This window comes from Hymenobacter citatus (assembly GCF_014333615.1).
Lineage (GTDB): Bacteria > Bacteroidota > Bacteroidia > Cytophagales > Hymenobacteraceae > Hymenobacter > Hymenobacter citatus.
The window spans coordinates 63,499-79,413 of sequence record NZ_JACSCY010000017.1 but is presented as its reverse complement, the minus strand read 5'-3'; the positions used below and the strand labels follow the sequence as shown (position 1 = coordinate 79,413).

Sequence of the window (15,915 nt, the reverse complement as noted above, 5' to 3'; positions counted from 1 at the left end):
CTCAGCATGACGGTCAACATCAGCAACGATACGCGCGTTTTTCCTCCGCGCTTCCTTCTATGATTTCAGACGTATTTATCCGGCGCCCCGTCACAGCCATTGTGGTGTCCATCGTCATTGTGCTGATTGGGGTGCTGTCCATTCTGAACCTGCCCATCAGCCAATACCCTAATATCTCGCCCCCGGTGGTGCAGATTTCGGGAAGCTTCACGGGGGCCGACGCCCTCACGGTGGAGCAAACGGTGATGACGCCCATCGAAACGCAGGTGAACGGTACGCCCGGCATGGCCTACCTGCAAAGCAACGCCACCAGCGACGGCAACCTGTCGTCGAACGTGACCTTTGAAATCGGAACCGACATCGACATTGCGACGCTGGACGTGCAGAACCGCGTGAGCGTGGCCCAGCCCCAGCTCCCCGACGAGGTGAAGCGCCTGGGCCTGACGGTGAAAAAGCGGAACCCAACCATTCTGATGGTAGTGGGCCTGTATTCGCCCAAGGGCACGCACAACGTGCAGTTCCTCGACAACTACACCAACATCTACGTGCGCGACGCTTTGTTGCGTGTGAAGGGGGTAGGCGACGTGACCAGCATTGGGCAAGACTTTTCGATGCGCGTGTGGCTGAACCCCGATAAGATGTCGCAGCTGGGCCTAACGGCTACTGACGTGACGACGGCCCTGCGCGAGCAGAACATTCAGGTAGCGGCGGGCTCGGTAGGCTCGGCGCCGCAGTATGGCTCGCAGGCGTTTGAGTACACCATTTTCGTGAACGGCCGCCTGACCACCGCCGAGCAGTTTGGCGACGTGATTGTGCGTACCGACCCGCAAACCGGCTCACTGGTGTACCTGCGCGACATTGCCCGCATTCAGTTGGGCAGCTTCAGCTACTCCCGCGCCGCCACCGTGAACGGTCAGCCCGCTACCCTGCTGCTGGTGAACCAGGTGCCCGGCGGCAATGCTCTGGAAACCGCCGACGGTGTAAATGAGGCGCTGAAAGAGCTGTCGAAGAAGTTTCCGCCGGACGTGGCTTACCGCGTGCCGTTTGAATCGGTAACGGTGGTCCGCGTATCAATTGAGGAAGTATTGCACACCCTGATTGAAGCCCTGGTGTTGGTAACGGTGGTGGTGTTTGTGTTCCTGCAAAGCTGGCGCGCTACCCTCATCCCCATTCTGGCCGTGCCAGTAGCTATTGTAGGCACGTTCATTCTGTTCATTCCGCTGGGCTTCACTATCAACACGCTCACGCTCTTTGGTTTCGTGCTGGCCATTGGTATTGTGGTAGATGATGCCATTGTGGTGGTAGAGGCCGTGCAGCACTACATCGACACGGAAAAACTCTCCGCCCGCGAGGCTACCGAAAAGGCCATGAAGGACATCACGGCCCCGGTTATTGCCATTGCCCTGATCTTGGCGGCGGTGTTCGTGCCGGTGGGGTTCATTCCGGGTATTGTAGGGCGTTTGTATCAGCAGTTTGCCATCACCATTGCCATTTCAGTGGTGCTGTCGGCCTTCATTGCCTTGTCGCTCACGCCGGCATTGTGCTCGTTGCTGATGCGCCCCTCGGAGCAAAGCGCCGATGCCAAGGGCATCAACAAGCTGTTCTACAAGTTCAACCAGTGGTTTGGCCGCGTCACGCATTCCTACTCCAACGGAGTGAAGCGCAGCCTGAAATTTACGCCGTTGGTAGTTATTCTGCTGGTGCTGGTATATGCGGGCACGTTTGGACTGTTCCGCGCCAAGCCCTCGGGCTTTATCCCGACGGAGGACGAAGGCCGCCTGTACGTATCCATTGAGCTGCCGGCGGGTGCCGCTAGTAGCCGCACTCGCGCCGTGATGGCGCAGATGTCGCAGATCTTCAAGGAGAAAGCGCCGGCCGTGAACAACTACTCCGGCATTGCGGGCCTGAACGCCCTGAACTTCTCCTTTAAGCCCAGCAGCGGCACCTACTTTGTACAGCTTAAGCCCTGGGACGAGCGCAAGGACAAGGCCCTGCAATTGCAGGGGGTAGTGGCGTCGTTGCAAAAGGAGTTTTCGGTGATTAAGGGCGCCAACATTCGGGTAGTGCCGCCGCCGGCTATTCCGGGCCTGGGCAACACGGGTGGTTTCAGCTTCCAGCTGGAACAGCGCGAGGCCAGCACCGATATCAAGGAGTTTGAGGCCAACATCAACAAGTTTGTGGCCGCCGCCAACCAGCGCCCCGAAATTGCACGGGCCTACACCTTCTTCACGGCCCAAACGCCTGGCTACCAGGTAACGGTGAACCGCGAGCAGGCCAAGAAGCTAGGCGTGCCGCTCACGAACATCTTCAACACGATGTCGACGTTCATGGGCTCGGCCTATATCAACGACTTCACCAAGTACGGCCGCAACTTTAGGGTAGTAGCCCAGGCCGACACTGCCTATCGCCAGAACATCGACGACTTGAACGGCTACTACGTGCAAAATGCGCAGGGCCAGCAGATTCCGCTGGGCTCGCTCATCACCTACAAGCTGGTAGAAAATGCCCCGCTGATTTCGCACTTCAACCTATTCCGCTCCGCCGAAATCAACGGTGACGCTAAAGAAGGTTACAGCTCGGGCCAGGCCATTACGGCCTTGCAGGAGGTGGCCGCCAAAACCCTACCCGCCGACTACGGCTTCGACTTCTCGGGCCTGAGCCGCGAGGAAATCAATGCCGGCAACAGCACGATTATCATCTTCGGTCTGTCGATTTTGTTTGTGTTCCTGCTGCTGGCGGCGCTGTACGAGAGCTGGTCGATACCGTTCTCGGTACTGCTGTCGGTGCCGCTGGGAGCGTTTGGCGCCATTGTGGCCCTCACCCTGATTCCGCGCCTGACCAACAACGTGTACGCACAGATTGGTCTGATTACGCTGATTGGTCTGGCCGCCAAAAACGCCATTCTGATTGTGGAGTTTGCCAAGGAGCGCGTGGATAGCGGCGTGCCCGTGATGGAGGCTACCATTGAGGCCGTGGAATTGCGCCTGCGCCCCATCATCATGACCTCGTTGGCCTTTATTCTGGGCGTGTTGCCGCTGGCCTTCGCCTCGGGCGCAGGTGCGGTATCGCGCCAAACCATCGGCTGGACCGTGACGGGCGGGATGCTGGCGGCTACCTTCCTGGCCATTTTTGCCGTGCCGGTGCTGTTCCTGAACATCACCAAGCTGGCCTACGGCAAGGAAAAACTAGCCGAAATGTCGAAAGACTATAACCCTGAGGAGCACGGCCACGCCCAGCACGGCTCGCAGGAGCCCAACACGCCACCCAAAGGCCCTTCGGAAGAAGATAAAAAGAACGATAAGCAAACCGAAAAGCAGAAGCGCGACGAGCAAACGCCGCCAGAGCTGGGCACGTAATCTGTTTTTTTCTTGTCATCCTGAGCAGCGCGAAGGACCTTATCACGTAAGAGCGAGTTGGTGAAACGACTGTTGTTCTTCCGTAATGAGGTCCTTCACTGCGTTCAGGATGACACTGTATTTAGCATACTATGAAACACCTTGCCCTTGCTGCCCTGCTCCTGCTTAGCACTTCGCCCATGCTCCACGCCCAACAGGTTTTGCCACTTTACAAGGGAAATATTCCCGATTCTAAACCCAGTGAGGTGAAGGAGACCAGCATTACATTGGCCAATGGCGGCGTGCGCATCAGCAACGTGGTGCAGCCTACCCTCACGGTCTTTTTGGCCCCGGCCGATAAGGCGACGGGCACGGCGGTTATCATCTGCCCCGGCGGGGGCTATGGCCGCCTTTCCATCGACCACGAGGGCTACGATGTGGCCAAGCGCCTGAACCAGATGGGCGTGACGGCCTTCGTGCTGAAATACCGCTTACCCAACGACCAAAGCCAGCCGGACAAAACCACCGCCCCGCTACTCGATGCCCAGCAAGCCATTCGTATGGTACGCGAGCAGGCTACCGCGTTCCGGGTAAACCCCAACCGGATTGGGCTGATGGGCTTCTCGGCGGGCGGCCACTTGGCTAGCACAGCCGGCACGCACTTCGCCCAGCCCGCCTACAGCAAAGCCGGCCCCACTTCCGTGCGCCCCGATTTTCTGATGCTGCTCTACCCGGTCATCAGCTTCTCGGATAGCCTGGCGCACGCGGGCTCGCGGGATAATCTGCTGGGCAAAAACGCGCCGGCCGATCAGCTTCGGTTGTATTCCAATGAGTTGCAGGTGAAAACCCAAACGCCCCCTACCTTCCTGGTGCACGCCCAGGACGATAAAACTGTGCCCGTGCTGAACAGCCTAGTGTTCTACCAGGCCCTCACCCACCACCAGGTGCCCGCCGAAATGCACCTCTACCCCAAGGGCGGCCACGGCTTCGGCCTGCACAACCAAACCACCCAGGACGAGTGGACCGAGCGCCTGCGCAACTGGCTGGCGGCCAATGGCTGGCTGACCAAGTAAAAGTGCGTTATCTTGTTACAATGCAAAGTCCCCGGTAATAATTACCGGGGACTTTCACTTTCATAAAACAAAAAAATCCACTTGGCAGTATGTGCCGTATATGCCCCCTGTGTCCTCAGAGCGCGATAATCTGATATGGCACAATGCTTGTAAAAACTTGTCAGAATCAAATACTGATTTCTCACCTTAACGATCTGTCATCATGAAAAAGGCCAGTTATATTTTCCTGCTCGTGCTTTTCCTACTGGCAGCTGTGCGCCCCGAAGCGCAGGCCCAGAAGAGAATCAGCCCACAGGCCAAAGGCACCATCATTGGTGCGGGTGCGGGTGCCCTGGGCGGCGCCCTCATCCATAAGCGCAACCGGGCCGCGGGCGGCGTGGTAGGTGGTGTAGTAGGCGCTGGCGCCGGCTACGCTGTGGGCAAGCACATCGACAACAAACAGAAAGAGCGTGCCCGCATTGCGGCCGCCAACCGCGCCGCCGCCCAACGCGCCGCCGCTGCCCGTGCCACAGCCGCTCGCAAGGCTTCTGCCACCAACGGTGTAGCCGCTGCTCCAGCGGCTATGGCGCTTACTTCGGCTTCGACTCAGCCAGCTGCCAGCACCGTATTGGCCAACGGCTATTTGGTGAATAGCACCTATGGGGAGCGGGATACGCCTTATCCTACCTCCGAGTATCGTCGCAAGAGCTGGTAATACAAACCGTTTTGCATTGGAAAGCGCAGGCGTGCGCGTGCACTTGCGCTTTCTACTCTCTTTGTCTCTCCTACCTTTTACTTTTTATGAGAATCCTTTTTGGCCTCCTGCTCGGCGGCGTGCTGGCATCGTGCTCTTCCAATACGGCTTCCGACGCTGTGAACGTGCAAAGCCTTAACCAGCAGTTTATTGGTGCCTGGAACAGCAAGAACACGGCTCAGCTTGATTCGCTCCTGGCCGACGACGTGCAGTTTGTACAGGGCGAAACCCACTACAAAGGCAAAGCCGAAGTAGCCGATAAGTGGGTGCGAGCCACCATTGGCAGCATCGCCAACCTGAAAACGTATACTGCCAGTTCTAGCGCCGATACGCAGCTCGCCTACGACGCCGGTACCTTCACGGCGGAGGTACTACCCGAAACCGCTGGCGGTCCTCAGGGCGAAGGTGAGGGCAACTACATGCTGCTTTGGAAGAAAGACGCCAACAACAAATGGAAACTCAGCTACGCCCAACTCGAAGACTTGCCCGTGCAGGTGAAGTAGTTTCGCTCTAGGACGGACCTATTGCTCGTTTGTAGCCCCAGAGGGGCGACATTCCCTCAGGCAACGAGTGGTGTCGCCCCGCTGGGGCTTGATACGTCAAAAACTGTTTTTTTACTTACGCACATGTCGTCTGCCAGTCCGACGCTGTAGGCGTCCGACCGGTTGCCGTTGCTGACTACCGCGCTATCTATTGATATCGAGGACGCATGCATGCACCGATGCGTCCGCTACGTCTTCATGTCGTTCGTGCAATGGCGGCAGGCGGCAACCGGTCTGACGCCTACGGCGTCGGACCGGCAGACGACATGTGCGTAAGACCTATTTTACAGAAAACAGAAAGCCCCCGCTACCAGTAGTAGCGGGGGCTTTGTACTACGCAAGAGGTGCTTAGCTAAAAGCGTCCTTCACGTTGCCGATGATGGTGTCCGTGACGGCCATTTGCTCTTTTTGGGCGTGGCCTTCGGGTACGGGTGGCGCCAGTTTGGGCTCGTCGCCGTAGGGCTGGGCCTTCAGTACCGAGAACTGGCCGTTGCCGTCGATGCTGGAGCCGTGTGTCCAGCGGCCTTCGGGCGTGCCCGAACCATCGATATTGGGCGTGATGAAGGCGTAGCTAAACTCCTGATTTTCCTTGCTTTGTGGGAACGAGTTGGGAATGGGTAGGCCTTTGGCACCGCCCAGTTCTTCAATTACGGCCAGCCATTGCTGCTGGTGCATGGTGTCGCGGGCAATCATGAAGGACAGCATGTCTTTCATACCGGGGTCGTCGGTGATTTCCCAGAGGCGGGTAGCCAGGGCGCGGCCAGTACTTTCGGCAGCTACGTTGGTATACATATCGGCCATCAGGTTGCCGCTACCTACCACATAGGCACCGCTAAACGGTACGCCTTCTGAGTCGTAAGCCAGGGCGCCCAGGCCAGCCGATAGGAACTGGCGCGGGTTCATGCCACCCAATACGGCGCCTACTACGCCATCTTGTTTAATAGCCGATTCCTGCACGCTCAGCGGGGCGCCTTCCAGGTTGAGAGCCACGGCCGTAGCTAGCATTTCAATGTGCGAAATTTCCTCCGTACCCGTGTCGAGTAGCATGTCGCGGTACTTTACCGGGCCGCGGGCATTCCATGCCTGAAACAGGTATTGCAAGCACACGCGCATTTCGCCTTCAATGCCGCCAATGGCTTGTTGCAACATGCGCGCAAACGCTGGATTAGGCTTCTCAACCCGTACTTTGTACTGGGTTTTCTTATCGTGGTAGAACATAGGAAAGGTGTAGGATGTGGTGGATAGAGCCGCAGTCACGCTGCGGCTGTCTATCTATACGCCCTACCCTACCGCTGCAACAGCTCAGAAAATACGGATTTTAGGAACACTTTTTTGTCCTTAGGTCTCCGTATAAATCCCTCACCACCGCATTTATACGGGTTTAACGTGCAACATTTGGGTATTCGTCGCCGTCGAATACGGGCGTGAGGTTGTCGGCCTCTTCTTCCGTAAACATGCGCGAGCGAATCAGAAACCGCACGCCCAGCGGGATTTCCAACGAAAAGCTGGCGCCCCTACCCTTCACTACGTCCACCGTGAGCTGGGTATGTTTCCAGTACGCAAACTGGCTAGCCGACATAAAAAAATTGCAGCCGTGGATGCAGCCCAGCCACACATCGTTGGCGCCTACCCGAAACTCGCCCGCCGCAAAGCACATCGGAGAAGAACCGTCGCAGCAGCCGCCACTCTGATGAAACATCAGCGGGCCGTGCTCGTCGCGCAGCAAATCGATAGTGGCTTCGGCGGCGGGGGTCACTAATACTCTGGGCGTTAGGTCGGATGGCATGGGTAGGAGATCAGGTTGAAACGAATGCTACTTCGCTTTGCGAGCGTAGGTATACACGGCGCCCGTGCGCTGCTCGCGCACCAGCACCGACTTATCGGGTGCCATTTCGTCGGGGCGGCTCACCCACTCATACGCTAGTTGGCGCTTTGCATCCCACACGCGGCGGTGGTTGCCGGCGCTCGAAATGCTTTGTTGTATGGCGTTCGGCATGGCGTCGGCGGCGGGAGGCGGCGCGGTGGCAATACCGGCACTGGTTTGTGCTTCCACTTTCTGAAGCGTCCAATCGGGGTTTTGCTGATGAGGAGTTGGTAGCAGCTGTGCCTGTGCAACAGAAGTTGCACCGAGGGTAGCGAGTAGCAATAGGTAGAGTTTCATAGCAAAGTATATACTGAATGGCTATTCCAGAGACGCAACTTGTTGTGAAAAAGATGCTTGCTTTCAAAAACGCGTGTCATCCTGAGCAGAGCGAAGGACCTTCTCACGCGTGAACGAGTCGTTGCTACGATGGTCGTTCACGCGTGAGAAGGTCCTTCGCAAGCTCAGGATGACACGCGTTTTACCTCACAACCTCACCTGCTAAAAGAAGCCCAGCGGCTTTTGGCTGTAGCTGATCAGCATGTTCTTGGTCTGGCGGTAGTGCTCCAGCATCATCTTGTGATTCTCGCGGCCGAAGCCCGACTTCTTATAGCCACCAAACGGTGCGCCGGCGGGGTAGTCGTGGTAGCAGTTCACCCACACGCGGCCGGCCTGAATAGCGCGGGGCACCTGGTACAGCTCGTGCGCGTCGCGGGTCCAGACGCCGGCGCCGAGGCCGTAAAGCGTATCGTTGGCTATTTCAATGGCTTCGTCTACCGTTTTGAAGGTCGTTACGGCCAGTACCGGCCCGAAGATTTCCTCCTGGAAAATCCGCATTTTGTTGTGGCCGCGGAACACCGTGGGCTGAATGTAGTAGCCCTCGGCCAGGGCGCCGTCCTGCTGCTGGTAGGCCTCGCCACCGGTGAGCACCTCGGCACCTTCGTCCTTGCCAATTTCCAAGTAGCTCAGGATTTTCTCAAACTGGTCGTTGCTGGCCTGGGCACCCATCATAGTTTCCTTGTCAAGTGGGTTGCCGAGTTTGATGGCCTTTACGCGCTCAATTACGCGGGCAATAAACTCGTCGTAGATATCTTCCTGCACCAGCATCCGCGAGGGGCAGGTGCAGATTTCGCCCTGGTTCAAGGCAAACATCACGGCGCCTTCAATGGCTTTGTCGAGGAAATCGTCGTCGGCATCCATCACGCTCTTGAAGAAGATGTTAGGCGACTTGCCGCCCAGCTCCATCGTCACGGGAATGATGTTTTCCGACGCGTACTGCATAATCAAGCGGCCCGTGGTAGTCTCGCCCGTAAACGACACTTTCTGGATGCGCGGCGACGAGGCCAGCGGCTTGCCGGCTTCCAGTCCGAAGCCGTTCACCACGTTTACTACCCCAGCTGGCAGCAAGTCCTGAATCAGCTCCATGAGCACCATAATGCTGGCGGGCGTTTGCTCGGCGGGCTTCATCACCACGCAGCAGCCGGCGGCCAGCGCGGGGGCCAGCTTCCAGGTGGCCATCAGCAGCGGGAAGTTCCAGGGGATAATCTGTCCCACTACGCCCAGCGGCTCGTTGATGTTCAGCGACAACGTGTTTTCGTTCAGCTCGGTAGCGCTACCTTCTTCGGCCCGAATGACGCTGCCGAAGTAGCGGAAGTGGTCTACCACCAGGGGTAAGTCGGCGTTCAGGGTTTCGCGGATGGCTTTGCCATTTTCCACGCACTCCACGGCGGCCAGGTGCTCCAGGTTTTCCTCAATGCGGTCGGCAATTTTCAGCAGCATATTACTGCGCGTGGTAGCCGACGCGTTTTTCCAGGTCTTGAAGGCTTCGTGGGCGGCATCCAGGGCCAGCTCAATGTCCTCTTTGGTGGAGCGGGCCACCTTGGTAAATGCCTTACCATCAATGGGCGACGGGTTATCAAAATACTGCCCTTTGGTGGGCGCTACCCACTTGCCGCCAATGAAGTTATCGTAGTGGTCTTTGAAGGTAGGGCGCTCCACTAGCGTGGTAGTTTTTTCCATCGTTTCCATAAAAGCGGGATTTTTTAGAGTGTGTTCGGATAGAGGCAAGCTACTTTTTACTCTGCTGAAAAAGATGTACTATTCTCGCAGTAAAGCGTTCTATTGTCGCAAGTTGGGCCTCCCTCTACTAGAGCTAAACCTAGCTTGTCCGTTTGCCCTACACCTCACCCGCCATGTCCCACCCTACCCTGTCGCACCCGCTCCACACCCACGAGCAGCTGACCACGCTAGTCGAAAATCGCACGATTTACTCGCTTGATGCCTTCGAGCTGAACGTGTTTGAGACGCACCGCGTAGCCGAGCAGGTGCCCCTGAGCATGGGTCACCTGGTGCTCACCACCATGCTGCGCGGCAAAAAGGTGATGCACCTGCCCGGTCGCCCGGCGTTCGACTACCTGCCCGGCGAGTCGGTGCTGGTGGGCGAAGATCAGACGATGGTCATCGACTTTCCGGAGGCCACCGAGGACGCCCCTACCCAGTGCCTGGCCGTGGCCATTCCTACGGAAACCATCCGGCAAACTGTTGATTTGCTGAACGAAGAATACCCGCACGCCGAAGCGCACCTACCCTGGCGCCTCGATACCGCCGAGCACGCCCACCTCACCAACACACCGGAGCTAACGGGTACCCTGGAGCGCCTTGTGCAACTCTCCCGCGATACGGGCCGCGTGAAGGACGTACTCGCCAACTTCACTATCCAGGAAATGCTGGTGCGCCTGATGCAGACCCAGGCCCGGCAGCTGCTCTTTCACAACTACGCCCAGCACGCTACCTCCCACCGCTTTGCGGCGGTGGTGCAGTACATCAAGCAGCACCTCGCCGACAAGCTCACTATCGACAAGCTCAGCAACCTGGCCTGTATGAGCAAAGCCACGTTTTTCCGGGTCTTTCGGCAGGAGCTGGGCATCACGCCCGTAGAGTACATCAACCAGGAGCGCCTAGCCGAGGCCAAACGCCTGCTGCGCCAGCCCCTGGCCTCGGTGGCCGATGTATGCTACCGGGTAGGCTTCACCAGCACAGCCTATTTTCAGCGGCTTTTCAAACAAGCCGAAGGCCTCACGCCGGGCGCCTACCGCAAACGCTGCCTTTAATATGTCCCGCTACAACTATTGCCGGCGCTTGGCAGGCAGTAGTTGTATCACAACCCCGTTATTCCATTTATACTATTAGTGATAATACAATTTCTCTTCCTTCGTAATATTCCAAAACTTCATCATTTTACTTTGCTCCTCCGACCTTTTATAATCCGTAATAGTACCCCAATCCATTACAGAGCAATTCTGTTCTAAATGAACAATTTTATCAGGAGATTTAGCAATGATTCTCTGTGCATCTACCTCACAGTTATTCTCCTTTAAATTAGAAATATCATTAACAGAATAGAATGCAATTAGCAAAAATAGATATGATATGTAAAATCTTATATGCAAAAACTTTTTGCAGTATATAATATATAGAGACGAAACCCCTACTAAATACATCAAACACAGCGTAACTGGCATTACCGTATCTCTTCTCAAGAGATACGGCCTATATGTACGATAACCCCCGAAAGGCAAAAGCGCTATATACACAACCGACAAAACTAACAGCCATTTAGCAGCAGTAATAATTCTGCGAGTACGGTCGTTTTGAGGTAGCTGATTGATGATAATCAAATTAATAATAACAGACAACACCAGTAATGGAAAGCCTGCATATTGACCTAACTCATACCACAAGCCTTCAATAAGCTTTTTATACAATTCCTTTAATCCGAACTCATTGACGTTTTCTACATTGAAAGTCCCGATATACAATGAATATATACACAGAAATATAAAAAATACAATCTGCCACAAAACGCCTTTAGGTATATCTCTATAGGCTAGTTTGACTCTATCTTTCACCGAAATAGTCATGTACGAATTCATCTGTATGTGATGTCGTACTAGGTAAGTAATGATACCAATCGACATTAGGCCTGCTACGGCTGGTATCAGAGGCCCATTTAGGGCTAGCACCAGCGCGAGTACAGGTAGAAAAAGATGCCATAAGACGGATATTTTCTCTTTCCTCATAGAAAACACCTGCTTATATATTGGCATAAAATAGATGAGTAACAATCCTAAAGGAAATGAATAAAAAAATGTGTAAGTAATTGAACGATCAATGATTCCCATCTGACCATTATAGATACCTGCTGTTTGAAAAAAAGGCGTAATGATAACAGCAGCTACAATAAAATATTTACCATACACAGAAGCTCTATCTGAAATATAATATGAAAGCATTACAATAAGTAAGGCTTGAAAAAGCGTTTTGGCTATTGCGCTGGCCATGTAAACGCTGTATATCGCATCTACGAAATGCTGCAAAATAAGCGGCATATTTCGCATATAGGTGTAGAGCGCCTGATGTGCAAAATATCGATTAGGATTAGAATATCGCTCGCCATGCAATAACACTTTAAGTGCCAACGGGTTTTCTAGTACTATACTATTCCAATAACGAGGTAAAATAAGTGCTACCATGTCTCCATCGTGCGGAACATTGATATGCTGCACATAAGAATAGCCAAGATCTAGCAAAAGAGGAATACATAATAATACGTAAGCATACTGCCATAATTTACCGATGACTCCTCCAGCCTTTTGCAACACCCCATTTTCTGCAGAACTACTGGCTAGCTTATTTTGATCAGTAGCTATTGTTTGTTTTTGTAATGTGGGGCTGCCAAGCCACTTCTCTAGTTTTTTCGTTTCTGTAGGAACAGTCTCCGTTAATAATTCAACGGGTCCTTTTGTTAGAAGCAAACTATCACCAATTCGTATATCTAGTTGTTCATCGACAATGCAAATTCCTACCTCATAAAAAACAACTGCCTTGGTAGGTAATTCCCTATACTGAAGCTGTGTTGCATCTGTGTCTGAGCATTCTCCTTCCGTTAGCTTATAATGCCCGTACCGCTGCGCATGATATGCGGCACTATGCTGCTGCGCCTCTTCTTCCGTAATTTTTTTCAGACGCACCAACGCCGCCACAAGCAGTTTCTGGTACTGCTCCTGTATCGTATAGCCATACCTTCCGGCACGGATAAAAAGCAGCAGTTCCCGCTGGATTTGTAGCACTGCCCTGTATACTTCCTGTTGATGTGGCGTGAAGCTCCCGTTGAAAGCGATGCTACGCGTGAAACCCGCACTGTATTCCTGGCAGGAGGCAGCCGCCGTAATCAGTATGGTATCAGCCTGTTGGCAACGTGCGTGCCCATCCCGATAACGAAGGCCGCTGGCAACTTCTTCTGGCGCAACCACTTGCAGATGCCCTACCCAATTGACCTGCTCATAGGGAAGGTATGCCGCTTGAATGGCTGCTCTACCTTCCGCTACCGTAGAGCCGGCACGTAGGCTACGGATTGCCTCTGTGAAACCAACTACTGAAAGATGCGCTGCACGCCGCACCATAACGAGTTCTGCCGGAGTTTTCTGTTGACGCAGACGGGTAAGCAGCGGAGATGCCCGCTGATAGTTGTGCAGCGGAAAATTATGCTGGCACCATCGCGCAATGTCATTAGCCTCAAGCAAATTGGGAGTTTCGGGCTGCGGCTGCTCGCTGGCAGTAAGATAAACATGGGTAGCTAGCGGCAGCATCTTACCGAGAACACGCAGCACCTCGGTTTGCCAGTATATGGTAGCAATTCCTGTGCTGCGTGCGATGTCTGCCACTGCTGCTTCATCGCTTTGCCGAACAAATAGTATTTCACGTAGCGCTTTATCAGGATGCTCTGGAAAGAGCAACAGACAAGCACCCGCCTGCTGTAATCCTGTAAGCCAATACACATCCGACTGATTACCACAAGGGGTAGTATCCGGATCGGAAACTCCTGTGCTATTATCAACGACAAGCGCTATGGATTCTGGAAGTAGCTCGTCAGCAAAGCGTTGTCTATTCTGTATAGCGAAAGTAGTGGAAAGCATTAGCTAAAAGGAATACGGAGCGGTGCTTTCAAAACTACTACAATTTAAAATTGCCCCTGTAGAGTTTTGAGGAACGGCTCGGGCTTTACCACTTACAGACAGCGTATTACTCTACCTCCTTGCTAGCCTGCACTCTCCCCGAAACACGCCGCTACAACCATTGCCGGCGCTTGGTGGTTAGTAGATCTAACCCCAGTTGTTCGGGTGCCTTTTGCTTTTGTGTTATGCCTACTTCGCCGGCCGCTGTGCCACTTGCTGTTGCCGCCCCCGATCGGCCTACCGCTCCTACCACCCAACCGCCCATTGCGCCGGCGCTGGTGTGGCTTATGGCCATTACCTGTGGCTTGGTGGTGGCCAACCTCTACTACAATCAACCGCTGCTGGTCGAAATCAGCGACACGTTTGGTATTACTGAGGGTAGGGCCAGTTTGGTAGCCACGGCCACGCAGGTAGGCTACACGCTGGGCCTTTTGTTTATGGTGCCACTCGGCGATAAGCTGGAACAGAAAAAGCTGATTATCCTGCAATTGCTGGGCGCGGCGGCGTGTCTGGTGGTGGTGGCTGTAGCACCTAGCTTCGGCATTATGCTGCTTGCCAGCCTGCTTACCGGCTTATTTTCCTCGGTACCGCAACTCTTGATGCCCTTGGCTGCCCACCTCGCCAACGACCAGGAACGCGGCCGGGTAGTGGGCAAGGTAATGAGTGGCTTGTTGATTGGCATTTTGCTTTCGCGTACCATCAGTGGCTACGTGGGGGCGCATTTTGGGTGGCGCACTATGTTCTGGGCCGCGGCCGCTACCATGGTGGTGCTCAGTGCTGTTCTATTTCTGATGCTGCCTCGCCATCAACCGCTTTTCAGCGGCAGCTACAAGGATTTGCTCCGCTCTCTGGGCAAGCTCACCCGCGAGCAACCCCTGCTGCGCCGCTCGGCACTGGTGGGCGCCTGCATGTTTGCGGGCTTCAGCGCCTTCTGGACTACTCTCGTGTTTTTTCTCGAAAGCCCTGCCTATGGCTACCATAGTGACACAGCTGGTCTCTTTGGCCTGATTGGGGCATCGGGTGCATTGGCGGCGCCACTGGCCGGCAAATCGGCCGATAAGCGCGGGGCCGAGTACGCGTTGGGCGGTGGTATTTTGCTTTTTTTAGGCGCTTATGTGCTGCTGGCGCTGGGCGGCCACTACCTCGTCGGGCTGATTATTGGGGTAGTCATTCTCGACGTAGGCCAGCAACTCACGCATATTTCCAATCAGTCGCAGGTGTTTGCGCTGGTGCCTGATGCCCGCAGCCGCCTCAACACAGTGTATATGACAGCCTGCTTTATCGGCGCCTCTCTAGGTTCCTACGCCGGCGGATTGGCCTGGACAGCCTTTGGCTGGCTGGGCGTGTGCGGGGTAGGGCTGGCGTTTGTCGGAGGGGCGTGGCTGATTAATCGGTTTTACGGGCGTTGAGTAAGAAAAAGCGGACAAAATAAGAGTGTCGTTCTTCGCAAGCTCAGGACGACACCTTGTCTACCCTCGACTCACTCATTCACTGCCTCACCACTGCGCCTCCGGATGACGGCGCACGTAGGCGGCTACCTCGTAGATCAGCCCGGCATGTCCGGTTTCTAGTAACACCGTGCGAGCGTTGGTGAGAGTGGCAATAAACTGCTGTAAGCCCGCATGCGGAATCACCTGATCGTGGCGGCCTAAGAAGAACGTGACGGGGGTAGGGCGTCTGTTTAGCAGGCGAGCCAAAGCTCTCAGCGAAAACGTGAGCTTGCGAAATCCTACCCAACTGCGGTAGATGCGCAGGCGTTTCTCGCGGCTATCGAGCTGCCACTCGGCAAAGCGCACCAGGCCGGCGTCTACCAAGCGCCGCTGCCGCAACGAGTCGATGAAGCCCAGCAGGCGTTGCGGGCGCAGCACCGTACGGCCCAGCAAGTTGCGCATAAACGGCGGCGCGGTAGCCAATGTGTACCAGAGTTGCCGTTGCAAGCCATCGGGGGCTAGCAGCCAGAGCTGCTCTACCTTATCGGGGAAGCGCTCGGCCGCGGTGAGGGCAAACTTAGCCCCCATGCTGAACGCCAATAGGCCAAACGTATCAATCTGCTGTTCGCGTAGGAAATCGGCCAGCAGGTCGCCCAGGCGCTGTTTGGTGAGGGGCGCATCGGTGCGGCTGAGGCGGCTCTGGCCGTGGTAGAACAGGTCGAACGCGTACACGCTCACCCGCTGCTCGCCCAGCACCGATACCAGGCTGCGCCAATGTCCATGCCCCTGCCCGTAGCCATGAAACGCCAGCACCACCCGTGGCCCGTGCCCGTAGCGCTGGAAATGAAGTGTAGTTTTCAACTGCGGTATTCTAATGAGAAAATAGCCCTTTAGAACACTGTGGCGGCGCAATACGTGCCCGTTTTC

The 15,915-nt window shown here is 55.2% G+C and carries 12 protein-coding genes; 6 read left to right on the top strand and 6 right to left on the bottom strand.

All coding sequences use genetic code 11. The features are described from left to right. Positions 1-59 precede the first annotated feature (59 nt). From H8B15_RS17680 to H8B15_RS17665, 4 genes are all read left to right on the top strand, one after another. Entirely contained in the window at positions 60-3,356 is a 3,297-nt protein-coding gene (locus tag H8B15_RS17680; RefSeq protein WP_187320974.1) for an efflux RND transporter permease subunit, read from the top strand. A 131-nt stretch (positions 3,357-3,487) separates the two neighbouring features. Further along, positions 3,488-4,408, top strand: coding sequence for an alpha/beta hydrolase (locus tag H8B15_RS17675; protein WP_187320973.1), 921 nt, complete (start codon positions 3,488-3,490; stop codon positions 4,406-4,408). 202 nt (positions 4,409-4,610) lie between these two features. Then, entirely contained in the window at positions 4,611-5,102 is a 492-nt protein-coding gene (locus H8B15_RS17670) for a glycine zipper domain-containing protein (protein ID WP_187320972.1), read from the top strand. Positions 5,103-5,188: 86 nt separating this feature from the next. Continuing rightward, entirely contained in the window at positions 5,189-5,644 is a 456-nt protein-coding gene (locus H8B15_RS17665) for a YybH family protein (RefSeq protein WP_187320971.1), read from the top strand. A 387-nt stretch (positions 5,645-6,031) separates the two neighbouring features. Here H8B15_RS17665 and H8B15_RS17660 read toward each other — a convergent pair whose 3' ends face one another. The 4 genes from H8B15_RS17660 to H8B15_RS17645 form a co-directional block, all read right to left on the bottom strand. Next, positions 6,032-6,901, bottom strand: coding sequence for a manganese catalase (locus H8B15_RS17660; RefSeq protein ID WP_187320970.1), 870 nt, complete (start codon positions 6,899-6,901; stop codon positions 6,032-6,034). Between the two features lie 163 nt (positions 6,902-7,064). Continuing rightward, positions 7,065-7,469 carry a DUF779 domain-containing protein gene (locus tag H8B15_RS17655; protein WP_187320969.1) on the bottom strand — a complete coding sequence of 135 codons (405 nt, stop codon included), beginning with the start codon at positions 7,467-7,469 and terminating at the stop codon, positions 7,065-7,067. Between the two features lie 27 nt (positions 7,470-7,496). Continuing rightward, complete coding sequence (locus tag H8B15_RS17650; protein ID WP_187320968.1) at positions 7,497-7,844, bottom strand: hypothetical protein; 348 nt, start codon at positions 7,842-7,844, stop codon at positions 7,497-7,499. A gap of 201 nt (positions 7,845-8,045) precedes the next feature. Continuing rightward, positions 8,046-9,572, bottom strand: a complete 1,527-nt coding sequence (locus H8B15_RS17645; RefSeq protein ID WP_187320967.1) for an aldehyde dehydrogenase family protein — start codon at positions 9,570-9,572, stop codon at positions 8,046-8,048. Positions 9,573-9,736: 164 nt separating this feature from the next. Here H8B15_RS17645 and H8B15_RS17640 point away from each other — a divergent pair, with 164 nt between their 5' ends. Then, a complete protein-coding gene (locus H8B15_RS17640) occupies positions 9,737-10,654 on the top strand; it encodes an AraC family transcriptional regulator (RefSeq protein WP_187320966.1) in 918 nt (305 codons plus the stop codon). Between the two features lie 75 nt (positions 10,655-10,729). Here H8B15_RS17640 and H8B15_RS17635 read toward each other — a convergent pair whose 3' ends face one another. Further along, positions 10,730-13,519, bottom strand: coding sequence for an aminopeptidase P N-terminal domain-containing protein (locus H8B15_RS17635; protein WP_187320965.1), 2,790 nt, complete (start codon positions 13,517-13,519; stop codon positions 10,730-10,732). A 224-nt stretch (positions 13,520-13,743) separates the two neighbouring features. Here H8B15_RS17635 and H8B15_RS17630 point away from each other — a divergent pair, with 224 nt between their 5' ends. Further along, positions 13,744-14,967: an MFS transporter gene (locus tag H8B15_RS17630; protein ID WP_216859192.1), complete on the top strand. Its 1,224-nt coding sequence runs from the start codon at positions 13,744-13,746 to the stop codon at positions 14,965-14,967. 87 nt (positions 14,968-15,054) lie between these two features. Here H8B15_RS17630 and H8B15_RS17625 read toward each other — a convergent pair whose 3' ends face one another. After that, positions 15,055-15,849 carry an alpha/beta fold hydrolase gene (locus H8B15_RS17625; protein ID WP_187320964.1) on the bottom strand — a complete coding sequence of 265 codons (795 nt, stop codon included), beginning with the start codon at positions 15,847-15,849 and terminating at the stop codon, positions 15,055-15,057. Between the last annotated feature and the right edge of the window lie 66 nt (positions 15,850-15,915).

Excerpts from the sequence above, each read along its gene's own strand:
- H8B15_RS17680 (WP_187320974.1), top strand. The coding sequence starts at position 60 with ATGATTTCAGACGTATTTATCCGGCGCCCCGTCACAGCCATTGTGGTG.
- H8B15_RS17675 (WP_187320973.1), top strand. The coding sequence starts at position 3,488 with ATGAAACACCTTGCCCTTGCTGCCCTGCTCCTGCTTAGCACTTCGCCC.
- H8B15_RS17670 (WP_187320972.1), top strand. The coding sequence starts at position 4,611 with ATGAAAAAGGCCAGTTATATTTTCCTGCTCGTGCTTTTCCTACTGGCA.
- H8B15_RS17665 (WP_187320971.1), top strand. The coding sequence starts at position 5,189 with ATGAGAATCCTTTTTGGCCTCCTGCTCGGCGGCGTGCTGGCATCGTGC.
- H8B15_RS17660 (WP_187320970.1), bottom strand. The coding sequence starts at position 6,901 with ATGTTCTACCACGATAAGAAAACCCAGTACAAAGTACGGGTTGAGAAG.
- H8B15_RS17655 (WP_187320969.1), bottom strand. The coding sequence starts at position 7,469 with ATGCCATCCGACCTAACGCCCAGAGTATTAGTGACCCCCGCCGCCGAA.
- H8B15_RS17650 (WP_187320968.1), bottom strand. The coding sequence starts at position 7,844 with ATGAAACTCTACCTATTGCTACTCGCTACCCTCGGTGCAACTTCTGTT.
- H8B15_RS17645 (WP_187320967.1), bottom strand. The coding sequence starts at position 9,572 with ATGGAAACGATGGAAAAAACTACCACGCTAGTGGAGCGCCCTACCTTC.
- H8B15_RS17640 (WP_187320966.1), top strand. The coding sequence starts at position 9,737 with ATGTCCCACCCTACCCTGTCGCACCCGCTCCACACCCACGAGCAGCTG.
- H8B15_RS17635 (WP_187320965.1), bottom strand. The coding sequence starts at position 13,519 with ATGCTTTCCACTACTTTCGCTATACAGAATAGACAACGCTTTGCTGAC.
- H8B15_RS17630 (WP_216859192.1), top strand. The coding sequence starts at position 13,744 with ATGCCTACTTCGCCGGCCGCTGTGCCACTTGCTGTTGCCGCCCCCGAT.